At 68.8% G+C, this 24,501-nt stretch carries 18 protein-coding genes; 5 read left to right on the top strand and 13 right to left on the bottom strand.

Annotated elements, in window-relative coordinates; all coding sequences use genetic code 11:
• Window positions 1–613 precede the first annotated feature (613 nt).
• Both tyrS and ABD255_RS22550 read right to left on the bottom strand, forming a co-directional pair.
• Window positions 614–1,918 carry a tyrosine--tRNA ligase gene (gene tyrS, locus ABD255_RS22555; RefSeq protein WP_344217051.1) on the bottom strand — a complete coding sequence of 435 codons (1,305 nt, stop codon included), beginning with the start codon at window positions 1,916–1,918 and terminating at the stop codon, window positions 614–616.
• 62 nt (window positions 1,919–1,980) lie between these two features.
• Complete coding sequence (locus ABD255_RS22550; RefSeq protein ID WP_344217049.1) at window positions 1,981–3,018, bottom strand: App1 family protein phosphatidate phosphatase; 1,038 nt, start codon at window positions 3,016–3,018, stop codon at window positions 1,981–1,983.
• Window positions 3,019–3,094: 76 nt separating this feature from the next.
• Between ABD255_RS22550 and ABD255_RS22545 the strand changes: the two genes are divergently transcribed.
• Window positions 3,095–4,054 carry an LLM class flavin-dependent oxidoreductase gene (locus ABD255_RS22545; RefSeq protein ID WP_344217048.1) on the top strand — a complete coding sequence of 320 codons (960 nt, stop codon included), beginning with the start codon at window positions 3,095–3,097 and terminating at the stop codon, window positions 4,052–4,054.
• A 36-nt stretch (window positions 4,055–4,090) separates the two neighbouring features.
• On the opposite strand, the gene ABD255_RS22540 is transcribed toward ABD255_RS22545, so the two are convergent.
• From ABD255_RS22540 to argC, 8 genes are all read right to left on the bottom strand, one after another.
• Window positions 4,091–4,771 (bottom strand): DNA-3-methyladenine glycosylase, encoded by a 681-nt coding sequence (locus ABD255_RS22540; protein ID WP_344217046.1) that lies wholly within the window; start codon window positions 4,769–4,771, stop codon window positions 4,091–4,093.
• Window positions 4,772–6,199, bottom strand: coding sequence for an argininosuccinate lyase (gene argH / locus ABD255_RS22535; protein ID WP_344217044.1), 1,428 nt, complete (start codon window positions 6,197–6,199; stop codon window positions 4,772–4,774). It abuts the gene before it with no gap.
• A gap of 21 nt (window positions 6,200–6,220) precedes the next feature.
• A complete protein-coding gene (locus ABD255_RS22530; RefSeq protein WP_344217042.1) occupies window positions 6,221–6,733 on the bottom strand; it encodes an arginine repressor in 513 nt (170 codons plus the stop codon).
• 76 nt (window positions 6,734–6,809) lie between these two features.
• Window positions 6,810–7,742, bottom strand: coding sequence for an ornithine carbamoyltransferase (argF, locus tag ABD255_RS22525; protein WP_344217040.1), 933 nt, complete (start codon window positions 7,740–7,742; stop codon window positions 6,810–6,812).
• A 31-nt stretch (window positions 7,743–7,773) separates the two neighbouring features.
• Window positions 7,774–8,991, bottom strand: a complete 1,218-nt coding sequence (locus ABD255_RS22520; RefSeq protein ID WP_344217037.1) for an acetylornithine transaminase — start codon at window positions 8,989–8,991, stop codon at window positions 7,774–7,776.
• On the bottom strand, window positions 8,988–9,866 hold the full coding sequence (argB, locus tag ABD255_RS22515; protein ID WP_344217035.1) for an acetylglutamate kinase: 879 nt from the start codon (window positions 9,864–9,866) through the stop codon (window positions 8,988–8,990). Before argB ends, ABD255_RS22520 begins: the two co-directional genes overlap by 4 nt.
• Before the next feature lie 162 nt (window positions 9,867–10,028).
• On the bottom strand, window positions 10,029–11,246 hold the full coding sequence (gene argJ / locus ABD255_RS22510; RefSeq protein WP_344217033.1) for a bifunctional glutamate N-acetyltransferase/amino-acid acetyltransferase ArgJ: 1,218 nt from the start codon (window positions 11,244–11,246) through the stop codon (window positions 10,029–10,031).
• Window positions 11,243–12,274 (bottom strand): N-acetyl-gamma-glutamyl-phosphate reductase, encoded by a 1,032-nt coding sequence (gene argC, locus ABD255_RS22505; protein WP_344217031.1) that lies wholly within the window; start codon window positions 12,272–12,274, stop codon window positions 11,243–11,245. The genes argJ and argC overlap by 4 nt, the downstream gene beginning before the upstream one ends.
• A gap of 93 nt (window positions 12,275–12,367) precedes the next feature.
• On the opposite strand from argC, the gene ABD255_RS22500 reads away from it, so the two are divergent.
• Genes ABD255_RS22500 through ABD255_RS22485 form a run of 4 tightly spaced genes read left to right on the top strand, consistent with a single transcriptional unit; the run spans window position 12,368 to window position 15,210 of the window.
• Window positions 12,368–12,919, top strand: coding sequence for a carboxymuconolactone decarboxylase family protein (locus ABD255_RS22500; RefSeq protein WP_344217029.1), 552 nt, complete (start codon window positions 12,368–12,370; stop codon window positions 12,917–12,919).
• Window positions 12,916–13,821: an RNA polymerase sigma factor SigJ gene (gene sigJ / locus ABD255_RS22495; RefSeq protein ID WP_344217027.1), complete on the top strand. Its 906-nt coding sequence runs from the start codon at window positions 12,916–12,918 to the stop codon at window positions 13,819–13,821. Before ABD255_RS22500 ends, sigJ begins: the two co-directional genes overlap by 4 nt.
• A 24-nt stretch (window positions 13,822–13,845) precedes the next feature.
• Entirely contained in the window at window positions 13,846–14,637 is a 792-nt protein-coding gene (locus ABD255_RS22490) for a class I SAM-dependent methyltransferase (protein ID WP_344217025.1), read from the top strand.
• 54 nt (window positions 14,638–14,691) lie between these two features.
• A complete protein-coding gene (locus ABD255_RS22485) occupies window positions 14,692–15,210 on the top strand; it encodes a GNAT family N-acetyltransferase (RefSeq protein WP_344217023.1) in 519 nt (172 codons plus the stop codon).
• 52 nt (window positions 15,211–15,262) lie between these two features.
• Here ABD255_RS22485 and ABD255_RS22480 read toward each other — a convergent pair whose 3' ends face one another.
• The 3 genes from ABD255_RS22480 to ABD255_RS22470 form a co-directional block, all read right to left on the bottom strand.
• Window positions 15,263–21,133 carry an Ig-like domain-containing protein gene (locus ABD255_RS22480; RefSeq protein ID WP_344217021.1) on the bottom strand — a complete coding sequence of 1,957 codons (5,871 nt, stop codon included), beginning with the start codon at window positions 21,131–21,133 and terminating at the stop codon, window positions 15,263–15,265.
• Window positions 21,134–21,233: 100 nt separating this feature from the next.
• The gene (locus tag ABD255_RS22475) at window positions 21,234–23,522 is read right to left on the bottom strand and encodes a hypothetical protein (protein ID WP_344217019.1); all 2,289 of its coding nucleotides are present in this window, start codon (window positions 23,520–23,522) and stop codon (window positions 21,234–21,236) included.
• A complete protein-coding gene (locus ABD255_RS22470) occupies window positions 23,519–24,490 on the bottom strand; it encodes a glycosyltransferase family 2 protein (RefSeq protein ID WP_344217017.1) in 972 nt (323 codons plus the stop codon). The genes ABD255_RS22475 and ABD255_RS22470 overlap by 4 nt, the downstream gene beginning before the upstream one ends.
• Window positions 24,491–24,501: the final 11 nt, after the last annotated feature.

The raw sequence follows: 24,501 nt of genomic DNA, 5'->3' as shown, positions 1-24,501 counted from the left end.
GTTAAGCACGCCGCCAGCGTTCGTCCTGAGCCAGGATCAAACTCTCCGTTGAAATCTATATGTCAACCACACCGAAGTGCGGATAACAGACAAACGAAAAACGATCCATTGCAATCAGAAACAAATCAAACTGACTTGAATCCAGAAAAATTACAAAGGAATCCAACACGAATCAACGATGAACCAGACCTACCAACCTCGAAGAGGCCAGCAGACCCACTTACACCGAGACCCGTGATGGGGGTTAATGCTAAATTTCGGCATTGACTTTCGGCACGCTGTTGAGTTCTCAAGAATCGGGCGCTCACCGCGTCCTTGGCCTCTCAGCCAGGACTCCGGGGCAACCTGCGTTACTCTACCGGATCCGATCAACCGGGTCAAGCCCGACTTTTCCGACCCTCCACCCCGCGTCTGAGCTGCCGACCCGAGCCCGGAGGCGCGTTTCGGCTGCAGTAGCCTTTGGGGGGTTCGGAGCGTCCGGCCGCTTTCGCGTCCCGCACTCGCTCCAACAAGAAGAACATTACGTGGCTTGCGGGCGGCGGGTCAAATCGGTTCCCGGTGCCCAGGATCACACGGGTGCAATTTGCCCCCGGCAACACCGATGTGGGATAGGTCAGCCCGCCGCCGGCGAGGCCAGAACCCCTGCAAACGAACGCTTCCCGCGCCGGAGCACCAGCGCACCCCCAGGCAGCAAGTCGTCACTGCCCGGCACGTACTCCGGGTCGCTCACCTTCTCGTTGTTCAGGTATCCCCCGCCCTCCGCGACCGTGCGACGAGCCGCGGACTTGCTGGCCACCAGGCCGGACTTCACCAGGAGATCGGCGTACTGCGGCATCGGTTCGCCGGCGGCGAGCTCCACGTGGGGTGCCTCGCGGAGAGCCGCGCGGAGGGTGTCGGCACTCAGTGCGCGTAGATCCGACTGCCCGAAGAGCGCCTTCGCGGCCAACTGAACCTGTTCGGTCTCCTCCCTGCCGTGGACCAGGGTGGTGACGTCCTCCGCGAGAACGCGCTGCGCCTCACGAGCATGAGGACGCTCGGCAGTCGCCTCATCGAGCGCGGCGATCTCCTCAGCAGTCCGGAACGTGTAGAACCGCACCAGCTGCATCACATCGCGATCATCGGTGTTGAACCAGAACTGGTAGAACGCGTACGGCGAAGTCAGCTCCCGGTCCAGCCACACGGTCCCCGACTCGGTCTTGCCGAACTTCGTCCCGTCCGCCTTGGTCACCAATGGCGTCGCCAGCGCGTGGGCCTTCCCCGACTCGGTACGCCGGATCAGCTCCACCCCGGCGGTCAGGTTCCCCCACTGGTCGCTTCCACCGGTCTGCAGCGTGCACCCGTGCCGGCGGTACAGCTCCAGGTAGTCCAGTGACTGCAGCAGCACGTAGCTGAACTCCGTGTAGCTGATCCCCTGCTCGAGGCGGGCCTTCACCACCTCACGACCCAGCATCCGGTTCACCGGGAAGTGCTTGCCGATGTCGCGGAGGAAGTCGAGGGTGTTGAGGTCCTTGGTCCAGTCGTAGTTGTTCACCATCCGTGCCGGGTTGGGCAGCGACTGGTCGAAGTCGACGAACCGCTCCACCTGGCTGCGGACCTTCTCCACCCACTGCTGGACGACGTCCTTGGGGTTCAGCACCCGCTCGGACGACTCCTTGGGATCGCCGATCAGCCCGGTGGCTCCACCCACGAGCCCGATCGGGTTGTGACCGGCCAACTGCAGCCGCCGCAGGGTGAGCAGTTGGAGCAGGTTGCCCATGTGCAAACTCGGCGCGGTCGGGTCGAACCCGACGTACGAGGTGATCGGTCCGGCTGCCATGGCGGCGCGGAGTGCGTCGGGATCGGTGGAGTGCGCGATCAGGCCACGGCTGTCCAGGTCGTCGAGCACCTGGGTGCGGCTTGCGGTCCCGCTGTCGGTCACTTGGTCTCTCCTCGTAGTACGTCGGATCAGCGCCAAGCCTGCCAGTAGGACCCAGAGCGCTCCTAGGTGGCCTCGGGCCGGGAGAGAACGGCTCGGAGCTGAGCAACCAGCGCATGGCCGTCCGGGCCGTGGACGGTGGCCGCGGTCGGGCGATGCGGATCGTGCGCGCCTGGATCCGGATTAGGCACCGGCAGACCGTGGGACAGCACCTGCTCCGCTGGGGTCAACTGCCGGATACCGATCGCCCGGACGTGATCCGGGTGGGTCTGGGCGAAGTCGCCGTACAGCTGGGGGTCGTGCTGACCGTCGTCGCCTACCAGCACCCACTTGACGTTGGGGAACTCCGTCGCCAACCGATGCAGCGCACTGCGCTTGTGCTCGCGTCCACTGCGGAACCAGCCGGTGTTGGTCGGCCCCCAGTCGGTGAGCAGCATCGGCCCGGCCGGATAGCCGTGCCGGTCCAGAAAGCGGGTCAGCGTCGGTGCCGTGTTCCAGGCACCAGTGGACAGGTAGAAGATCGGCGCACCCGGGTGGTCTGCCAGCAGTTCGGCGTACATCTCGGCCATGCCGGGCACCACCCGCCGGGCCTGCTCGTCCCGGACGAAGGTGTTCCAGGCGGCGATCAGAGGTCGCGGCAGCATCGTCAGCATCACCGTGTCGTCGATGTCGCTGACCAGGCCGAAGTCGGCGTCCGGATCGGGCACGTACACCTTCCCGCGGGCCTGCCGCTCGCCGTGCACGCCCAGGCTGATCTCGTGCCACCCCGGCGGCAGCACCACCGGTACGACGAGGTCGATGAATCCGCCCCGATCGGTGGTCCCCTCGAAGCTCTGACCGTCGACCGTGACCGCCACCTGTACTCCGGTCGCCGGCGCCGTCACGAAGACTCGCCAGCCGCGGACCACCTGGTCCTCGTCGTGGCGGGGCTGGTTGCGGGGGTCGCGGCTGAGCACGACGCGGGCCAGCACCCTGGTGAACTCCTGGGTGCCGTAACCGACGTGCGGGATGATCCGCTCCCGCCAGCCGCGACGGCTCAGGATCGCTTTCACGCCGGAGTTGAACCAGTCCTCCAGGCGGGAGGAGTAGTGCGGACGGGCCATGCCACGAAACCTACCCGTCCTGAGGTCCCGTACGCGCGCTCACCGGACTGTCCCCGGCGACCTTTACTGTCTCGATATGACCCAGACCTCCGCTGCTCTCGGAATGTGCTTCCCCCGGACGTTTCCCGCCGCCCTGGTGACCGACGTCGCCCGCCGCCTGGAGGCAGGGGGCGCGGACGAACTGTGGGTGATCGAGGACTGCTTCTACACCGCCGGCCCGTCGCTCGCCGCCGCCGCGCTGACCGTGACCGAGCGACTCACCGTCGGCCTCGGCATCGTGCCCGCCGTGGCGCGGACGGCCGCCGTCACGGCGATGGAGTTCGCCACGCTGTGTGCGCTCGCGCCCGGGCGCTTCCTGCCGGGCATCGGGCACGGCGTGCAGGAGTGGATGGGGCAGATGGGCGTCCGGCCGAAGTCGCCGTTGACCGCGCTGGAGGAGGTCACGGTCGCGGTCACCCGGCTGCTGGCCGGCGAGAGCGTGTCGATGGACGGCAAGACGGTCTTCCTCGACGACGTGAAGCTCGATGCCCCGCCTGCGGACGTGCCACCGATTCTGCTCGGCGTGCGCGGGCCGAAGTCGATGGCACTGGCCGGGCGAGTCGGAGGTGGGGTCGTGCTCGCGGAGCCCGCGAGCCCGTCGTACGTACGGGCTGCGGTCGAGCAGGCTGGTTCGCCGGATGGGTTCGTTGTTGCGGCGTTCAGCGCGTTCTGCGTGCGCGGCGATCGCAAGACGGCGTACGAGTGGACCGCGCCGTGGCTGGCCGGGTTGATCGAGCAGAAGAACCCCGCGCTGCCGGCATTGCCGTTCTATGCCGACCTGCTCGAGCGGTACTCCGCATCGGGCGTCGACGGGCTCGTCACGATGCCGCACGACTGGTGGCTCGAGCTCGGCCCGATCGGCACTCTCGACGATGCGGCCGCGCACATCGAGGCGCTCGAGGCTGCCGGGGTGCAGCACATCGGGTTGTTCCCGGACCCCGAGGTCGAGCACGGGCTCCCGCAACTCGACTACGTGCTCGAGTTGGCGAAGCGCTAGTACGTCGTCGGCATAGTGCTGAGGCCGGCGGCAGAGTCAGCCGCGGCGTTTGGGGACGTGCGGGCGGTACGGCGAGACGGTCGGGTCGCCCGGGATCCAGAACCGCCAGTTCCAGTCGGCGGCTTCGCGCAGCCCTACCCGGGGGCCCGTGGCCGGTTCGCCCTCGAAGCCAGGACCGGGCAGGAGCTGGATGGATGAGTCGCGGGCCAGCAGATCGGTCCCGTCGTCCTCCCGGTCGATGCCCAGCGCAACACACATGCGCGCCGGCCCCCGCGCCAGATCCCGGTCGGGATTCGCCGGGATCTGAATGCGCTTCCTGCCGGGCAGGACACCTGCCGCTTCGTTGAACTTAGCCACCGGCGAGTCAGGCATCCCCCGGCGCTTGCGAGCGAGGTCCACGCCCTCGATGATCTCGCCGGCCCGCAGCAGGATCGCCGACGGTTGTCCGTCCGGGCCGGCGCTGATGTTCATGCAGAAGTGCATGCCGTAGGTGAAGTACACGTAGAGATGACCGGGCGGCCCGAACATCACCGCGTTGCGCGGAGTCTGACCCCGGAAGGCGTGTGAGCCGGGGTCGTTCGGCCCGTCGTACGCCTCGACTTCCGTGAGGCGCACGGCGACCGTGCCTTCTGGTGTGGTCCGCCGGAGCACCATGCCGAGCAACTGCGGTGCCACGTCGAGCACCGGGTCCGCCAGCAGCTCGCGGCTCACCGGCATCTAGGCGAGCCGCTTGGCGTGCTCGGCCGCACGGGTGCGGAGCTCGGCGAGCTGCTCGGCCACCCGGTCGCCCGCGGTACCGCCGCGGCCGTTGCGGGAGGCAACCGAACCCTCGACGCTCAGCACCGTACGGACCTCCGGCGTCAGGTACGGCGAGATCGCGGCCAGGTCCTCGTCGGACAGGTCCCACAGCTCGATCCCGCGCTTCTCGCACTCCTGGACACAGGCGCCGGCCAGCTCGTGCGCGACCCGGAACGGCACCTTCTGCCGGACCAGCCACTCGGCGATGTCGGTCGCCAGCGAGAACCCCTGCGGCGCCAACTCCTCCAGCCGCTCGGTGTTGAACACCAGCGTCCGGATCATCCCGGTGAACGCGGGCAGCAGCACCTCGAGCGTGTCCACCGAATCGAAGACCGGCTCCTTGTCCTCCTGCAGGTCCCGGTTGTACGCCAGCGGCTGCGCCTTCAGCGTCGCCAGCAGCCCGGTCAGGTTGCCGATCAGCCGGCCGGTCTTGCCGCGGGCCAGTTCGGCGATGTCCGGGTTCTTCTTCTGCGGCATGATGCTCGACCCGGTCGAGAACGCGTCGTCCAGCCGGACGAAGCCGAACTCCTTGGTCGCCCAGATGATCACCTCCTCGGCCTGCCGGGACAGGTCGACACCGATCTGCGCGGTGACGAACGCGAACTCGGCGACGAAGTCCCGCGCCGCGGTCCCGTCGATCGAGTTCGCCGAGGAGTTCGTGAAGCCCAGTTCGGTCGCGACGAACTGCGGATCCAGCCCGAGCGAGGAACCCGCCAGCGCCCCCGACCCGTACGGCGAATCGGCGGCGACGCGCGCATCCCACTCGGCCAGCCGGTCGAGATCGCGGACCAACGGCCAGGCGTGTGCCATCAGGTGGTGCGACAACAGCACCGGCTGCGCGTGCTGGAGATGGGTCCGGCCGGGCATCGCGACGCCGAGGTGCTTCTCGGCCTGGTCGGCGATGGTGGTCACCTGGTCCAGCACGAGCCGGGCGATGATCCGGCCGTGGTCTCGCAGGAAGCTCTTGAACAAGGTGGCGACCTGGTCGTTCCGCGACCGGCCGGCCCGCAACCGGCCACCGAGTTCGGCGCCGAGGCGCTCCAGCAGACCGCGCTCGAGGGCGGTGTGCACGTCCTCATCGTCGTCAGCCGGGAGGAAGGAACCCGCGAGCACGTCGGCCAGCAACTCGTCCAGCCCGGCCAGCATCTTGGTGAGGTCGTCGTCGGTCAGCAGCCCCGCGCGGTGCAGCACCTTCGCGTGCGCCTTCGACCCGGCGATGTCGTACGGAGCCAGTCGCCAGTCGAAGTGGGTCGACTTGCTCAACGCCGCTAGCGCGTCCGCGGGACCACCCGCGAACCGGCCGCCCCACAGCGCCGCGGCAGGGGCAGCACTCTCACCAGAACTCACACCAACATCCTCTCAAGGGACTTACTTGGACTCGCTGCGGGCGGCGAGGCTGAGAAATCTTGCCGCCAGCGCCTCTCCCCCGGCGGGGTCACGGGACACGACCATCACGGTGTCGTCGCCGGCGATGGTGCCGAGTACGTCGTCCAGTCCCACGTGGTCGATCGCCGACGCGAAGTACTGGGCCGCACCCGGCGGGGTTCGCAGGATCACCAGGTTGGCGCTGCCCTCCGCGGAGACGAGCAACTCGGACGCCACCCGGCCGAGCCGGGCTTCGAACGCGGCCGCCTCGCCGGCGCGCGGCGTACGGTCACCGCCCTCACCCGGTACTGCGTACACCAACTGCCCGGCCGAGTCGCGAACCTTCACCGCGCCGATCTCCACCAGGTCGCGGGACAAGGTGGCCTGGCCGACGACCAGCCCCGCAGCTGACAGCAGATCGGCCAACTCTGTCTGCGAGCGCACCGGCTGCCGCCCGAGCAGGTCGACGATCCGCTGCTGCCGCGCCGTCTTGGTCGTCGGTACCGCAATACTCATCCATGTCCTCGCTTCGCTCCGGGTGCGGATGAGGCACAAAGCACGCTGTGTTGGATGATGAACTCGCTTCGCTCGTTCATGAGCTGAAGTTCCTCGCCAGCAGCCAGGCCAGCAGCGCCTTCTGCGCGTGCAGCCGGTTCTCCGCCTCGTGCCAGACGACCGACTGCGGGCCGTCGATCACGGCGGCCTCGATCTCCTTGCCCCGGTAGGCGGGCAGGCAGTGCAGCACGATCGCGTCGTCGTTCGCCTTCGCCATCACCTGCTCGGTCACCGCATAGGGCACGAAGGGAGCCTCGCGGGTCGCCGCCTCGAACTCCTGGCCCATCGACACCCACGTGTCGGTGGCAACCACATCCGCGCCCGCGACGGCCTCCAACGCGTCCGCCGACCACGCCACCGAACCGCCGGTGGACTCAGCGATCTCGGCGGCCTTCGCCAGGATCGCCGCATCCGGCTGGTACTCCGCCGGGGAGCCGACCACGACGTGCATGCCCGCGGTCGCGCCGCCGAGCAGGTACGAGTGGCTCATGTTGTTCGCGCCGTCGCCCAGGTAGACGAGCTTCAGTCCGGCGGTCTTGCCCTTGTGCTGCCGAATGGTGAGCAGGTCGGCCAGGATCTGGCACGGGTGGAACTCGTCGGTCAGCGCGTTGACCACCGGCACCCGCGAGGCGCCGGCCATCTCCTCGATCCGCACCTGCCCCGAGGTCCGCCAGACGATCGCGCCGACCTGCCGGTCCAGCACCTTCGCGGTGTCGGCGATCGGCTCGCCCCGGCCCATCTGCGAGGTCTGCGCGTCGATGATCAGCGGTATTCCGCCGAGCTCGGCGATGCCGACCGCGAACGAGATCCGGGTCCGGGTGGAGGTCTTGTCGAAGATCACCGCGACGGTCTGCGGGCCCTTCAGCGGCTGGTGGCCGAACCGGTCGGTGACCATCTGCTCCGCCAGCGTCAGGACCTCGTCCTGCTCGATCGGGCTGAGGTCGTCGTCCCGCAGGAAGTGCCTGGTCATGGGGCCTCCCGGAGGCGTGGCATCAATACCGTCATACGCCCTCCTCCTGGTCGAGCCCCACCTGGTCCAGCAGGCCGGGCAGCGCGGCGACGAAGCTGTCCGCGTCAGCCTTGCTCAGAATGTACGGCGGCGCCAGCCGAATCGCCTCCGGAATCGGGTTGTTCACCACGAATCCGGCTTCCAGGGCCAGCGCGGCGACCTGGTCCGACACCGGCCGGGTCAGCTGGATCGCGAGCAGCAGCCCACGCCCCCGGACGCCGGAGATCAGCGGGTGGTCCAGCGCCTCGATGGCCGACACCAGGTGGTTGCCGACGGCATTGACGTTGGCGAGCAGGCCGTCCCGCTCGATCACCGTGAGGACGGCGAGCCCTGCGATCGCGGCGACCGGGTTGCCACCGAACGTCGTGCCGTGGTTCCCCGGCTGCAGCAGGTCGGCCGCGGCCCCGAAGCCCAGGCACGCACCGATCGGGATCCCCGCGCCGAGCCCCTTCGCCACGGTGACGAGGTCGGGCGTGATTCCCTCGGCCTGGAAGGCGAACCAGTCGCCGGTCCGGCCGACGCCGGTCTGGATCTCGTCGATCCACAGCAACGCGCCGTGCGCGGAGGTGATCTGCCGGGCGGCCGCGAGATACCCGTCCGGCGGGACGACGACGCCGTTCTCGCCCTGGATCGGTTCGAGTACCACCGCCGCCGTCTCGTCGTCGACCGCGGCGGCGAGCGCGGCCGCGTCGCCGTACGGGACGAAGGTGACGTCGCCCGGCAGCGGGGCGAACTGCTCGCGGTACGCGGGCTTCCAGGTGATGGCGAGCGCGCCCATCGTCCGGCCGTGGAAGGCGCCGACGGTGGAGACGATCTTGGTTCGGCCGGTCTTGCGGGTGATCTTGAAGGCGGCCTCGTTCGCCTCGGTGCCGGAGTTGGTGAAGAACACCTTGCCCGGAGCGTCGAACAACGACAGCAGCTTCTCGGCCAGCGCGATCTGCGGCGCGGAGGCGAAGAAGTTCGACACGTGGCCGAGGGTGGCGAGCTGGCTCGTCACGGCCGACACCACGAACGGGTGCGCGTGGCCGAGGCTGTTCACCGCGAGCCCGCCGAGCAGGTCGAGGTACTTGCGGCCGTCGGCGTCCCACAGGTAGGCGCCTTCGCCGCGGACCAGTACGCGCTTGGGTGCGCCGAAGGTGTTCATCAAGGCGCCGGTGTAGCGCTCGGTGAGGGCGGACTGGGAGCCCTCGACAGTGACTAGCTCGGTCATGACGGAATCACCTGGGTTCCACTTCCGGCGTCGGTGAAGATCTCCAGCAGCAACGAGTGCGGCACCCGCCCGTCGATCACGGTCGCCCGGGACACCCCGGACTGGACCGCGCGCAGGCAGGCCTCCATCTTCGGGACCATCCCCGAGGCCAGCGAGGGCAGCAGTTCGGCCAGTTCGGCGGCGTCGATCTCGGTGACGATCTCGTCGCTCTCGGGCCAGTTGCGGTACAGGCCCGCGACGTCGGTCAGGACGACGAGTTTCTCGGCGCCGAGGGCGACGGCCAGGGCGGAGGCGGCGGTGTCGGCGTTCACGTTGTGCGCCTGGCCGTCCTCGTCCGGGGCGATCGTCGAGACGACCGGGATCCGGCCGGCATCGATCAGGTCGACGACGGCCTCCGGACGGACGTGCACCACGTCGCCGACCAGGCCGATGTCGACCGACTCGCCGTCGATCATCGCGCCCCGCCGTTCCGCGGTGAACAGGCCCGCGTCCTCGCCGGACATGCCGACGGCGAACGGGCCGTGCGCGTTCAGCAGCCCGACGAGTTCGCGGCCGACCTTGCCCACCAGGACCATGCCGACCACGTCCATCGCCTCGGGCGTGGTGACCCGCAGCCCGCCGCGGAACTCGCTGTCGATGCCGAGCCGGCCGAGCATGTCGCTGATCTGCGGGCCGCCGCCGTGCACGACGACCACCCGGACGCCGCAGTGGCGCAGAAACACGATGTCGGAGGCGAACGCCTGCTTGAGCTCGTCGTCCACCATCGCGTTGCCGCCGTACTTGACCACAATCGTCTTACCGTGGAACTCCTTCAACCACGGCAGCGCCTCGGTGAGGACCGCCGCCTTCTCGAGCGCAGTCGCAAGGACGGTCATTGGGCCTCCCGGCCTGGACTGAGGACTGGAGGGAGCCCGGTCATGGGGCCTCCCGGCCTGGACTGAGGAGTGGAGGGAGCGAAGCGACTGGAGCGACGAGGGAAGGCCGGGAGTTCCAGCCCCATGACCACGCCGGCGCCGGAGGCCCGGCCGAAAGTACCGTCATGAGGAGTACGCCGAGTTCTCTTCGACGTAGGCGTGTGACAGGTCCGTGGTCAGTACGGTTGCCGACGCGTTGCCGGCGTGCAGGTCGATCACCACGTCGATCTCGAGGCCGCTCAGGTCGGCCTCGGACCGGTCGACGCCCTTGCCGCCCGCAACGCAGATCGCGGCGCCGTTCAAGGTGATGTCCAGCAGCGACGGGTCGAAGGCGGTCGGGGCATTCCCGACGGCCATCGCGATCCGGCCCCAGTTCGGGTCGGCGGCGAAGAAGGCGGTCTTGCAGAGGTTGTCCTCGGCCACGACCTTGGCGGCGGCGACCGCCTCGGCCTCGGTGGCCGCGTTCAGCACGGTGATGCTGACGTGCTTGGTCACGCCCTCGGCGTCCGCCTGCAACTGCTTCACCAGGTCAGCAGCCAGGGCGGTGAGAGCCACCTCGAACTCGTCCGGATCCACCGTGACACCGGAGGCACCCGAGCTGAGCAGGAGCACGGTGTCGTTGGTCGACGTACCGCCGTCCACGTCGAGCCGGTTGAAGGTCTTGCCGACCGCGTTCCGCAGTACGTGGTCGAGGTGCGGCTGGTCGACGATCGCGTCGGTGGTGATGACGCTGAGCATGGTCGCCATGTTCGGGGCGCACATGCCGGCGCCCTTGGCGAAGCCGCCGATGCTCCAGCCGTCCGGGTGCGTCAGCACCGCCTGCTTCGGCACGTTGTCGGTGGTCATCACCGCGGTCGCCGCGGCCAGACTGTGGCCGGCAGTGTTGCCGAGGGCATCGACTGCCGCCTGGAGACCGGGCAGCAGCTTGTCCATCGGCAGCCGCTCGCCGATCAGGCCGGTGGAGCAGACGCCGATCTCGATCGCGCCGACGCCCAGGATCGCGGCCAGTTCCTCGGCGGTCTTGTGGGTGTCCTGGAATCCCTCCGGGCCGGTGCAGGCGTTGGCGCCGCCCGAGTTCAGCACGACGGCCTTCAGCTTGCCGTCGGTGAGCACCTGCTGGGACCAGAGCACCGGAGCCGCCTTCACCTTGTTCGTGGTGAAGACGCCCGCGGCGAGGTCGTACGGGCCGTCGTTGACGACGACGGTGAGGTCCGGCTTGCCGGCCGGCTTGATCCCGGCGATCACCCCGGCCGCACGGAAGCCGGCCGGCGCGGTCACTCCGGCGCTCCGATCGACTTGGGTGTCCTGGGATGTCACAGCTAGGGTCCCGCCGGATGTCATGGCGCTACTCCTACGAGGGGAAGGGCCAGGGTCTCGTCGAGACCGGCGGCCAGGTTCATGCACTGCACGGCGGCGCCGGTAGTACCCTTGGTGAGGTTGTCCATCGCGGCGACGACCACAGCGCGGCCGATCCGCTCGTCCAGCGTCACTTGCAACTGGACTGTGTTCGCCCCGAGCGTGGCCTGCGTCTGCGGCCACTGTCCTTCGGGGAGCAGGTGGATGAAGGGCTCGTCGCCGTAGGCCTCTTCATAGGCCTGGCGCAGAGTCTCGTCGGTGGTGCCTTCGGTGACCGGCGCGCTGCAGGTCGCGAGGATTCCCCGCGCCATCGGTGCCAGGACCGGGGTGAAGGAGACGGACACGGGCTGGTCGGTGACCAAGCCGAGGTTCTGCTCGATCTCCGGAGTGTGTCGGTGCACGCCGCCCACGCCGTACGCGGTCGCCGAGCCCATCACCTCGGCACCCATCAGGTGCGTCTTGGGACCCTTGCCCGCTCCCGACGTCCCGCTCACCGCGACCACCACCAGTTGGCCGGGATCAACGAGACCGCCCTGTACTGCGGGGAGCAGGGCAAGGGTGGACACAGTGGGATAACACCCCGGTACTGCGACCCGGTTCGCGCCGCGGAGCTTGTCCCGTTGACCGGGCAGTTCGGGCAGACCGTACGGCCAGTGGCCGGCGTGCTTGCCACCGTAGAACTCCACCCACGCCTCGGCCTCGACCAGCCGGAAGTCCGCGCCGCAGTCGATCACGGTGACGTCCTCGCCGAGTTGCTCGGCGATTTCGGCGGACTGCCCATGGGGAAGGGCCAGAAAGACCACGTCGTGCCCGGCCAGCGTCTCCGCCGAGGTCTCGAGCAGGATGCGCCCGGCCAGTGGTAGAAGGTGTGGATGGTGGCCGCCCAGCGCAGTACCGGCGCTGCCGCCGGCGGTGAGCGCCCCGATCTCGACCTCAGGGTGGACCGACAGCAGCCGAAGCAACTCTCCCCCGGCATACCCACTGGCGCCGGCGACCGCGACCTTGATGCTCATATGAATGAGTATGTCAGAGATCGGAAGAATATCCAACGATGTCACATCCGAGCCGGTCCGCCGTGTCCGGAAGGGCGACCGGAGGAGGTTGAGATGGCTCGGATCGAGTTGGAGCACCGGCGGACGGTGCTCGTGCGGGCGGCTGAGTGGTTCAGCCGGAAGAAGTACGGCCAGGTGCTGGATCCCGGGAAGGTGGGGTTGCACAATCGGCGGGTGCTGACCACGACGCTGTTGATGGAGGCGTCGGCGGCGCGCTGGAACACCGCCGATCCGACGTTGAAGGCGCTCGCGGTGATGGCGACGAGCGCCAGGGTCGGGTGCAGTTGGTGCATGGATTTCGGCTATTGGGAGTACCACCACCAGGGCATCGCCCCGGCTAAGCTGCGCGCCGTGCCACGCTGGCGGGACAGCGACGTCTACACGGATCTGGAGCGCGCGGTGATGGAGTACGCCGAGGCGATGACAGCGACGCCGCCCGAGGTGACCGACGAGCAGGTCGAACGGCTCAGGCGCGACCTGAGCGACGCCGAGATCGTCGAACTCACGTCGATGGTCGCGCTGGAGAACCTCCGCTCCCGGACCAACGCCGCCCTCGGACTGACCAGCCAGGGATTCAAGGAGTACTGCGAAGTGAGGCCGGCGTGACGGGAGAGGACGAACTGGCCACGGAGTTCGCGGAGCACCGGGCGGTCCTGATCGGAGCGGCGTACCGGGTGGTCGGGAGTGTGGTCGACGCGGAGGACGTCGTACAGGAGACCTGGTTGCGGTGGTCCGCCGCGGAGCGCGAGGAGGTGCGCGACGTCCGGGCGTATCTGATCAGGATCACCACCAGGCTCGCGCTGAACCGGCTCCGGCAGCAGAAGTCCCAGCGCGAGCAGTACGTCGGTCCGTGGCTGCCCGAGCCGCTGATCTCGACCGCCGCCGAGGACGACCCGGCCGCGGTCGCGGAAGTCGCGGACTCGGTGTCGATGGCGATGCTGGTCGTGCTCGAGACGTTGTCGCCGCTCGAGCGGGCGACGTTCGTACTGCGCGAGGTGTTCGATCTGCCGTTCGCGGAGATCGCCGAGACGCTCGGGCGGTCGGAGTCCGCGGTACGGCAGTTGGCGCACCGGGCTCGGGAGCACGTCCATGCCCGCCAGCCGCGGCACCAGGTCGACAAGGCGCGCCACACCGAGATCACCAGCCGGTTCCTGGCCGCCGCGTGGTCGGGTGACTTCGAGCAGGTCGTCTCACTCCTTGCCCCCGATGTCGTCCTGGTGAGCGACGGTGGCGGCAAGAAGAGGGCCGCGCTCCGCCCGCTGCATGGTCCGGAGAAGGTCGCTCGCTGGTTGTTCGGGGTGCTGGCGACCGATCCCGACATCCAGAACTTCGAGGTCCGGCTGGCCGAACTGAACGGGGAACAGGCGTTCATCGCCTACAACGGCGACGAGGTCGACAGCGCGGGGTTCATGGAGATCGATGAGTCCGGCGTGATCAGCGAGCTGTATCTGATCCGGAATCCGGACAAGCTCACGCTGCTGCCCCGCTTGAGCGAGCTTCCTCACTAGATTGACGGCTGAGGAGTGGCAGCCATGGACGAGATCCGGCGGATCAACAAGGCAGTCTGGTCGGCTGGCGAGTGGGACGAGGTCGCCGCGCTGATCGCGGCGGCCGGACCGCGCCTGCTCGACGAAGTACCGGTCGGCGCGGGGATGGAGGTGCTCGACGTCGCCACCGGGTCGGGCAGTTCGGTCGCGATCCAGGCGGCGCTGCGGGGCGCGACGGTGACGGCGTCGGACCTGACGCCGGCGCACTTCGAGGCCGGCCGGCGACGAGCGGCGGACGCGGGCGTCAGCATCGACTGGGTGGAGGCGGATGCCGAGGATCTGCCGTTCGACGACGGCCGCTTCGACCGGGTGTTCTCCACCTTCGGGCACATGTTCGCGCCCGACCAGCAGCGGGCCGCCGACGAGTTGGTCCGGGTCTGCAAACCGGGCGGCATCGTGGCGCTCGCCACCTGGACGCCGGCCGGGTACAGCGGGCAACTGTTCGGAGTGATCGACCGCCACCTGCCGCCCTCGCCCGAAACCCGCTCGCCGGTGCTCTGGGGCGATCCGGAGGAGGTCACCCGGCTGTTGCCCGGGCTGGACCTCGACTTCCACCTCGACCACATCCTCTTCAAGTCGCCGTCGGCCGAGGCGCGAGTGCGGTTCTACGAGGAGAAGTTCGGTCCCCTCGTGATGGCCCGGCAGGTGCTCGGCGACCGGTGGCCGGAGCTCAGGGCGGACGTCGTGGCCTTCGACGAGGAATGGAACACCGCGACGGACGGCACGCTGGAGATCTCGGCGGAGTACCTGGTGACCATTGGGCGGAAGCCCGCGTAGTGCGGCCGTTCCGTACACTTCCAGGTGCAAATCAGTCGCATCTGGGAGGCATTGATGGAGTACGTCGTGATCGAGGCGGACGGGGTCGCCGATCCCGGGTTGCGGGCGGATCTGCTGGACACCTGGATCGCCGCGACCGATGCCGGTGGGAGCGTCGGGTTCACCGCGCCGGCGCCGGTGCACCTGGTCGCCGAGGAGTTGGACCTGGCCCTCGAGCGGGTTGCCGGTGGCAAGGATCTGCTGGGCGTGCTGCACAACGGCGAGCGGTATGTCGGGATGGGCCTGCTGGTCGGCAAGGGCAGCGCGCTGAACACCCATTGGCGGACCGTGCTCCGCGTGATGGTGCATCCGAAGTATCAGGGCGGCGGCGCGGGGCGGCTGTTGATGAACGGGCTCCGGCAGTCCGCGGTGGACCTGGGCCTGGAGCAACTACAACTCACCATCCGTGACGGCGGCGGCCTGGAGCAGTTCTACCAGCCACTCGGCTACCGCATCGTGGGGGCGCATCCGCGCGCGGTACGGGTCGCGGCGGACGACTACCGCGACGAGATCATGCTGGTGATGGACCTGTAGCCACCAGTGCCGGGTCCCGCTCCTCAGCGGGACCCGGCACCACGGTTCCCCACTATTGGCGGCCCCGGCGGGCCAGTCCCAGCAGCGTGATACCCAGCGCGACCAGCAGCGTCGCCAGGGTGAGGAGCAGGGCCGAGGGGCCGCCGGTGTCCGGCAGCGCGGCCTTGTCCACCTGGGTCTGCGTGGCCGGCTTGGCCCCGACGGTCATCCTCACCTGGGAGGTCACTGTCACGCCGTTCGTGTCAGCGACCCGGTACGACTGTTTCGCCGTCCCGAGGAAACCCCGCTCCGGAACGAGCCTGATCGACCCGTCGGTACCGACCGTCCAGACTCCGACGTCCGGTACGACCACCCGCTTCCCACAGGTGGCCGGTCCGGTCACCAGGCACACAGTGCCCGGATCCCAGACCGCGCCCTGCGTCGCGGCGTCGTTCAGGAGGGGGTTGACGACCACCGGGTTGCCGGGGCTGCCGGTACCGCTGTCCGGGATGGCCTTCGCCCCGCTGGGACCACTGACGGTGATCTCCAGGCGAGCCGTGTCCGACGTCCCGTTCGCATCGGTCACCCGGTAGGTGAGCGATCTGGTGGTACCGGTGAAACCCTTCACCGGGGTGTATCCGACGGTGCCGTCCGGGCCGGCCACGAACGTGCCCTCACCCTGGATCGTCACCGAAGCCTTGTCCTTGCCGTCCGCCGGGTCGCGCAGCACGACCGACCCGGGAACCAGCGCGGCCGACGGATCGCCGGCCTTGTCGTTGCCGAGCACCCGCACGCTCACCGGTACGCCGTACGCCGTGGTCGCCGTGTCGTCCACGGCCACCGGCCGGACCGGGAGCACGGTCACGCTCACGGTCGACCGCGCGGCGTTCCGGTTGCTGTCCTTCACCTCGTACGCCGTCGGCCGCGAACTGCCCGTGAAGGTGGCCACCGGAGTGAAGGTGATCTTGCCCGCGGCAACCACATGGACGCCTTGCCCGGGCACGGCGACCTTGTCGACCAACTTGCCGGCAGCATCCACCAGCAGCAGCGTCGCCGGATCGAGCTTCGCGCCGGCGCCGGGCTTGTCGTTGACCAGCGGATCGAAACTCACGGGCAGGTGCTGCTTCGTCTGCGCGACGTCAGGTAGTGCGATCGGCTTGGTCCCGACCGTCACCGTCAAGGTCGCGGTTCCGGCAGTCCCGTTCGCGTCGAGAACCTGGTACGCCACCGGCGTGGCCTCACCGGTCAAACCGCCGAAGGGCAGCAACCGGATGCCGCCGTCGGGCTGCACTGTGTACGTGCCCTGCCCGGGAACGAACAGGCTCGTCACCGGATCCCCGCTGGCGAAGTCGATCAGCCGGACGCTGCCCGGCACCAGCGGCGCACTCGGATCCCCGGCCTTGTCGTTCGTGAGCACCGGCACGGTCACTGGTGTGTCGAAAGCGGTCGAGGCCGTGTCGTTCGCCGGGTCCGGAAGGATCGGGTCGACCGTCACGGTCACCGTCGAGGTCGCCGTATTCCGGCTCGTGTCGGTCACCTGGTAGGCGATCGAACTCGGCCCGCTGAACGTCGGCACCGGGTCGAAGGTGATCTTCCCGGTCACCTGATCGACCTTGTACGTGCCCTGCCCGGCGATCGTGACGGTCCTCCCCCACGATCGCGTGGTCGCACCGAACAACTGCACCGAGGTCTTCTCGATCTCGGCGTCCGTGCCCGGCTGGTCGTTCACCAGCGGGTCCACCTTGACGTCGAGGTTCTGCTTCGTCGTACTGGTGTCCGGTTTGGCCTGCGGGCCCTTGCCGACAGTGAGGAAGATCAGTCCGTCCGAGGAGGTCCCGTTGGCGTCGCTCACCCGGTACGTCGCCGGCGTGGTCATGCCCTGGTAGTTCTTCACCGGGGTGAAGGTCACCGAGCCGTCCGGGTTCGCGGTGTAGGTGCCTTCGCGTGGTTGCGTGACGGTTTTCTTGTACGACGTGAGGTCGGCCGGGTCCTGCAGCAGCAGACTGGCCGGGACCAGCGGCGCGCTCGGATCGCCGGGTTTGTCGTTGGTCAGCACCTTCAGCGTGATCGGCTGGTTGAACGGCGTGATCGCGGAATCGTCGACGGTGAACGGCTCGACCGGGGTGACCGCGACGCCGAGAGTCGACCCGGCGACATTCTTGTTGGAGTCGGTGACCTGGTACGCGATCGGCCGGCCGGCCCCGCGGAAGGCGGGCACCGGGTCGAACTGGATCGCCCCACTCGGCTGGACGGTGTAGATGCCCTGTCCGGCCACCCTCACGGTTTTACCGAAGCCGGCCGCGCGGGTGGTCGGGTCGTCGATGACCACCGAGGCCGGATCGAGCTTCGCGCCGGTGCCGGGGCTGTCGTTGGACAGCACGTTCACCGTGACGGTGACGTTCTGCAGGGTCGAGGCGTTGTCGGCCTGCGCGACCGGCGGCAACCCGACGGTCACCCATACCGTGGCGGTCGCGATCGTCTCGTTGTCATCGGCGACTTGATAGGTCAGCACCGTCCCCGGTCCGCTGAACGACGGCGCGGGCACGAAGACGATCACCCCGGCCCGAGCCGTGTAGACACCTTCACCCTTGATCGTCGCCGCGGTCTTGAACAGCCCGTCGGCCGGGTCCTTCAGCACCAGGCTGCCCACGACCAGCGGCGCGCTCACGTCGCCGGCCTTGTCGTTCGAGAGCACCTTGACCGTCGCGGTGGTACCGAACGGCGTGGTGGCGATGTCGTCCTCGGCCGTCGGGACGATCGGCGTCACCGTGACGGTGATGGTCGATCGAGTGGCCTGGTCGAACCAGTCGGAGACCCGGTAGGTGATCGGGGTCGCAGTACCGGTGAAGGCCGGCAGCGGGTCGAAACCGACCGTACCGTCGGGGTTCGCGTGCAAGCTGCCCTGCCCGGCGATCGTGACGACCTTCTTGAGCGAACCGTCGGCGGGGTCGATCAGGACCAGGCTGAGCGGATCGAGGCCGGTGCCGTGACCGGACGTGTCGTTGGCCAGCGGGTCGAGCGTGACCGGGTTGTCCTGCTTCACACTGGCGGTGTCGGGCTTCGCGGTCGGCGCCGGCGGCTTGGCGACGGTGACCGTCAGCGTCGCCGTCGCGATCGTGCCGTTCACGTCCGAGACCGTGTAGGTCAGCGGCGTCGCGACGCCGGTCCAGGTCGGCAGCGGGTCCACCTCGACCGTGCCGTTCGTGAGCGCCTTGAAGGTCGCCTCGCCGTCGACCACCATGGTCGTCTTCGGCTGGTCCGTCAGCGGGTCGATCAGCCGCAGGCTGCTCGGCACCAGCGGCACGGCCGGATCGCCGGCGCTGTCGTTGACGAGCACGTTCACGCTGACGTTCCGGTCGTACGCCGTACTGGCGGTGTCGTCCGTCGCGTCCGGCTGGACCTTGGTGACCTCGACGGTCAGGGTCGACTTCCCGATCGCGCCGTTGCCGTCGGCCACTTGGTAGCCGACCGGGGTCGCCTTGCCGCTGAAGGCCGGGACCGACTCGAAGAGCACCCGGCCGTCGGACATCACCGTGTACTTGCCCTGACCGGGGACGACAAGCGTCGTCACCGGCTGACCCTTGACCTGCGCCGGGAGCAGACGCACGCTGCCCGGTACGAGCGGGGAACCGGTCGGACCTGGTTTGTCGTTGTCCAGCACCGCGATGTAAGCCGAACCACCCTGTAGCGCAACAGCCGTGTCCGGGTTGGCGACGGGCGGGCCGGGCGCATCGACGGAGACGGTGAGTTGGGCTCGTGCGGCAGTGCCGTTCTTGTCGAGCACTTGGTAGGTCAGCGGGGTGGTAACGCCCTGGAAACCCGACACCGGTTCGAAGGTCACCTTGCCGTCGGCAACGGCGAAGCCGCCCTGACGCGGCACGGTCACCTTGTCGACCAAAGCCGAACTGGCGGGGTCGACGAGCTTCAGGCTGAGCGGGTCCAGCGGCGCGTCGGGCGACCCGGGCAGGTCGTTGTCGAGCACCGGGACGACCGCATTGGTGTCGAACGGGGTGCCGGCCGAGTCACCGGCCGCCGTCGGAGTCACTGGCGTGATCGAGACGGCCAGGGTCGACTCGGCGAATTGGCCGGTGCTGTCGGTGACGCGGTACCCGATCGACGTCGCGGCCCCGGTGAACTGGGGCAACGGAACGAAGTCGACGGCACCGCTCGGTTTCACCGTGTAACTGCCCTCGCCCGGCACGATGACCTTCTTCGTGAAGATCGCGTCCGCCGGATCCCGCAGGACGACGGATGCGGGGACGAGGGTGACGCCGGGCGCCGCCTTGTCGTTCGCGAGCGGGGCGAGTGCGAGGCTGACGTTCTGCGGGGTGGTCGCCGTGTCGGGCGCGGCCACCGGCCTGGCGGGGAGCGAGACAGTGACGGTCAGCGTGGCCGTCGCGGTCGTTCCGTTGCTGTCGGCGATCCGATAGGTGACGGGCTTGCCGACGCCGACGAATCCGGGCACCGGCTCGAAGTCGATCTTGCCGTCGGTCTTCGCCACGTACTTGCCCTGGGCGACGACGTTGACCATCTGCACACACTCGTTGCCCTGGACAAGGCAGAGCGTGCCGGGCTGCAAGGGACTGTCGGGATCGCCTGGCTTGTCGTTGCCGAGCACCTCGGCCGTAAGCACGGTGTCGTACGGCGTGGTGGCGGTGTCCGGGGTCGCCACGGGCGGAGGAGGCGGCGCGATCGCGAGTTGGTAGTCCTCGACCTCGCCGCTGTCCGATGCGCCGATCGGCTTCTCGATCTGCGCCGCCGTGTAGCCGGCCCGCACCCGCAGGTACGTCGTACCGGCTATCAGCTTGGGGAGTTTCGGCCAGTTCAGGGTGGCGGTGGTCTGGCCGGCGGCGAAGGTCGCACACGAGCGCTCGCCCGGCTGGAACGTGCCGCTCTTGTCGAGGTCGAGCCACCCGCAGACGCGACCGGGCTTCGTCGTACCGGTGGGGGCGACGGACGCCGCGTACTCCTTGGCCCTGGTGGTCAGCGGTTTGAAGGTGACTCCGTCGTCACCTCGCTCGGGCGTGGTCGGAGTGCTGGTGCCGTTGGCAACGGCCGCGTTGTCCTCGGTCGCCTCCGTGCCGAGCCGGACATCACTGAGCACCGACCAGGCAGCGCCGTACGACGCGGGCGCGTCGCCGAAGTCCTCGCCGGTGGACGCGACGATCGAGAACGCGTCGCCGGAGGATGCCGTGTTGAACGCCGGGAGCGTCGGGTTCTTGGTGAAGACGGCGGTCAGGTCGAAGGCGATGGACTTCGCGACGCCGTTGACCTGGACCGAACCGCAGGCCGCGGTGGCCGACGCGTCGGGTCCGTCGCCGGTGTCGGTGTTGACGCAGTTCGGCCCGGCGTCCGGATTCGCGGGAGCGATCGTGTCGCTGCCGACCGCGAGGTTGTTGCCCTGCCCCACCTTCGTCAGGCTCAGCCCGGCCGTCGTCAGCTTGAGCACGGAGTGCAGTTCGGACTGCGCGCTGATCCGGCCGTTCACGGTCTGCGTCGCGGCGCCGCCGATGCCGGCGAGGTGCAGGATCGGGTTGCGCACCGGCTGGGAGAAGGTGATCGTCACCGTCCCGCGGTTGCCACAGGTGCCGGTCGCGGCGCAGGTGCCGGTGTTGACCACGAGGTCCTGGGCGGGGGTCGTGCGCGGGATCTCCGGCGAGTAGGTCTTCGCCGTTGTTCCCCGCACCCCGGCGGTGGTTGCGTCGAGCAACTCGGTCTGGCCAGTCACGGCGACCGTCTGGATGAGGCCGGAGCCGGGCATCACCGCCGTCGCGGTGGCGGCCTGCTCGAAGGGGGCCGAGGGCACCTGATAGGCGGCGGCCTCAACCGGGCCGAAGGGCCCGACGCCGACAGGTCCGATGCTGAGCGGGCCGATGCCGAGCGGGCTGACGATGCCGATGGCGAGGCAGACGGCGATGAGCCGGCCGGACCGTGTCGCCGTCATTCCCACGCCCTCCCGAGCTCACGTTTCCGCATGCGTCGGCCTCGGGGCGAGCGGGCCAGCGTAGAGGTAACGCTCTACGCCAGCCCGATGTTACGCGGGATCAGCGGGTGAGTTCGTAGATGCGGACCCGTTGCCAACTGTGTCGCAACACGGCCAGGTCGTTCAGCGCCGGAGACACCGGGCCGCCGAACAGATCGGCGTACAGCCAGCGGACGCCGTACTCGTCGCGCAGCCGGCGCAGTACTTCGGGGGTCGGCTTGTAGAGCGCCTGGTTCGTCAGGTCGACGCGGTCCGGCCATGGCGACGGCTGCTGGTTGTAGCGCAGCCCGCCGACTCCTTGGTTCTTCATCGCCTGCGAGGTGTAGCCCCAGCCCTCGAGGAACGTGCGACGGCCGGCGATCCCGCTGACGAGGTAGCCCCGCGCGTCGCAGCCCGGCCCTTGTTTCGGCGCCGGGCGGCACCAGGTGTTGCTCACCACGATGTCGGTGGGCGCGGAGTTCTGCGCCAGCCAGAGCGCGGCGGCCTTCTCATCCGGGTAGACCCACCAGGTGGCGGAGGTGAAGGTCTGCGCCCGCTTGTCTTGCTGCAGGCTCTGCTCGAGGGTGCGAGCCGAGGGAATCACCAGGAGCGTCAAAAGGACGAGCACCCCGCCGAGACCGGCCAAGGCTGGTCTGCGCTTGGTTAGCAGGACCCAGACGAGCGCAAGAACAGCGGTGAGCACGATGACGACGATCACCGGACGAGCGACCAGGAAGATCCGCTGCAGTTGTGATCCGCGCGGTGTCGCGTCTGTCGTCAGCAGAACGAAGGCGTAGAGACCGCCGAGAAGTACAGCCGCGGAGGCGAGCTTGAGCAGGACCGCTCGCCGGGGCGGCCGAAGCGTCGCCCCTGACGTGCCGTAGGCGCGCGTCCAGGATGCGGCGAGCCAACCGGCTGCGGCCAGGCTGAAGGGGACGATGCTGTGGACGAAGTACGCCTCGCTCACGGACGGGTGGTCGATCACCAGGAACCCGGCCCAGCCCGCGATCAGCCCACCCAGCAGGAACCAGCCCAGCGGATCGCGCCGCAGTTCCCGCCCAACGAGCAAGCCGTAGCCCACGACAGCCAGCAGTTGCCCGATCAGCAAGAGCAACGAGACAACCACGACGCCGGCAACCGGCAACAGTCCCGACGTCAGCGCGGGCAGGATCAACCCGCCCTCACCGGCCTGCGTCAGATCGCCGGTCGCCGCCGCATAGCCGCCGGTCGTCTTCACGACCGCCAGAAGCTGAAGCCCGGAACCGCTGGTACTCCCCGCGACTGTGACCATCGTCGCGACAGCGGCCGCCACCAGCAGAGAGCCCGCGGCAACGAACCGCCAGGGCATGCGACGATCCCGGACCAGCAGGAATAGCGCCGACAACCCGACCGCGCCGACCAGGATCGGCAGGATCGTCGGCTTGGAACCACCTCCGACGACCGCGACCGCGAAAGCCAGCAGCCACAACCCCTTGCCACCGGCACCTTTGAAGAGGACGTGGATCAGGAACACGGCGGCCGCGGTACCGGCGATCATTCCGAACGTCTGGGACGGGCTGAGCAGGCTCAGCGGCGGTGTCAGGTTCACCGAGGTGTCGAAGAACAGGAACAGCTGCGGCCCGGCCAGCGCGGCAGCCGCCAGTACGCCGGTCCACCACGCGCGGCTGACCGTGCGAACCAGAGTGGCGGTCACCAGCAGCGCCACCACGAGTTGCGGCAGCAACCACAGGCGGTAGAGCACGATGATCGGCGAGAGCTTGGTGATGTCCACCGAAGCGGCCATGTCGGCGTTCGCGAACCAGTGGTACTCCAGCGACTCCCCCGCCACCTGCGGCAACTCCGGCGGCACCGAGCGGGTCAGTTCGGTCAGCATTGACAGGTGGTAGAGCAGATCCTGATAGTACGACGTACCGTCCGGTGGCGCCGGGTGGTAGCTCATCACCCCCAGAACCGTCCCGCCGAGCAGCACCGCCGCGGCGATCGCCATGCCCCACGTCCAGAACAGTGGAAGCGGCTTGGGCTCAGCGATCCGCCAGTACGTGCGCAGCCGCGGCACCACGCCGAACGCGATAAGGACGAGCGCCGGCCAAACCGCCAGCCAACCCTGCCAGCCGAGCGCGGTGAAAATCGCCCATCCAACCAGTTGGTTGGTTGCGCCGACGGCCGAGCCGAGCCCGACATCCTCCGCCCAGTTGCCCGTACTGCGCCACAACGCCCGCAGGATCAGGATTCCCGGCAGCGCGACGGCCAGAGCGAAGTACAGGGTGTACTTCGCGATCGGGCCGAGCGGCACGTCCAGGGAGAGCAGCGCGACGATCGTGAGAAGGAGCGGGAGCAACCAGGGCAGCAGCCGTGGCAGACAGCGGGTCATCGACGGGCGACCTCGTTGACGGCCTGATGCCCGGTGTCCTCGAGGCTGTCGTAGCCGACCAGGAACTGCGGGCGCCGCTGGCTCGACTGGAACAGCCGCGCCACGTACTCACCCAGCAAGCCCAGGCAGAGGAGTTGGATCGCGCCGATCACGCTGACCGCGAGCACCGTCGACGTCCAGCCAGGCACGCTCTCCCCGGACAGCTTGATCACCAGAGCACCGACCGCGAACAACCCCGACAGCAGACCGCCCAGCAAGCCGAACCAGGTCGCCAGCCGCAGCGGCGCCGCCGAGAACGCCGTCACGCTGTCGAAGGCCAGCCGGAACATCTTCGACCAGTTGTACTTCGTCACGCCTGCCGCCCGCTCGGCGCGTACGTACTCCACTTCCGCGCTCGGGAAGCCCAGCCACGGGATCACCAGCCGGAACACGCGGCCGTCCTCCGGCAGCGCGTTCACCGCGTCGACCACCCGGCGTGAGACCAACCGGAAGTCGGCCGCGTCGAACGGGATCTCCCTGCCGACCAGCCGGCAGATCAGCCGGTAGTAGAGGCGGGCCGTCGTCCGCTTCGCCCACGAATCACTCGAGCGGTCGGAGCGGACGCCGTACACGACATCGACCTGCTGCTCCCGGGCGGTGGCGAGAAAGTCCGCGATGATCTCGGGCGGGTCCTGCAGGTCGGCGTCGATCGTGACCAGGAACCGGCCGCGGGCGCGGCGGAATCCCGCCGACTGTGCGGCCTGGTGCCCGGAGTTGCGGAGCAGCCGGACGACACGAAGCTCGGGCCAGCCGGTGGCCGCCGCGAGCAGCATCGACGCGGTCGCGTCCCGGCTGCCGTCGTCGACCACGAGCACCTCGTAGCTGATCCCGAGCCCGTCCAGCAGCGGCCGCATCCGCTCGAAGAAGATCGGCAGCACGTCTTCCTCGTCGTACATCGGCACGACCACGGAGAGTTCGGGGTCCCGCATGTCCGGCTGTC

The organism is Kribbella sancticallisti, assembly GCF_039530625.1.
GTDB lineage: Bacteria > Actinomycetota > Actinomycetes > Propionibacteriales > Kribbellaceae > Kribbella > Kribbella sancticallisti.
This window is presented reverse-complemented; position numbering and strand designations above follow the sequence as displayed.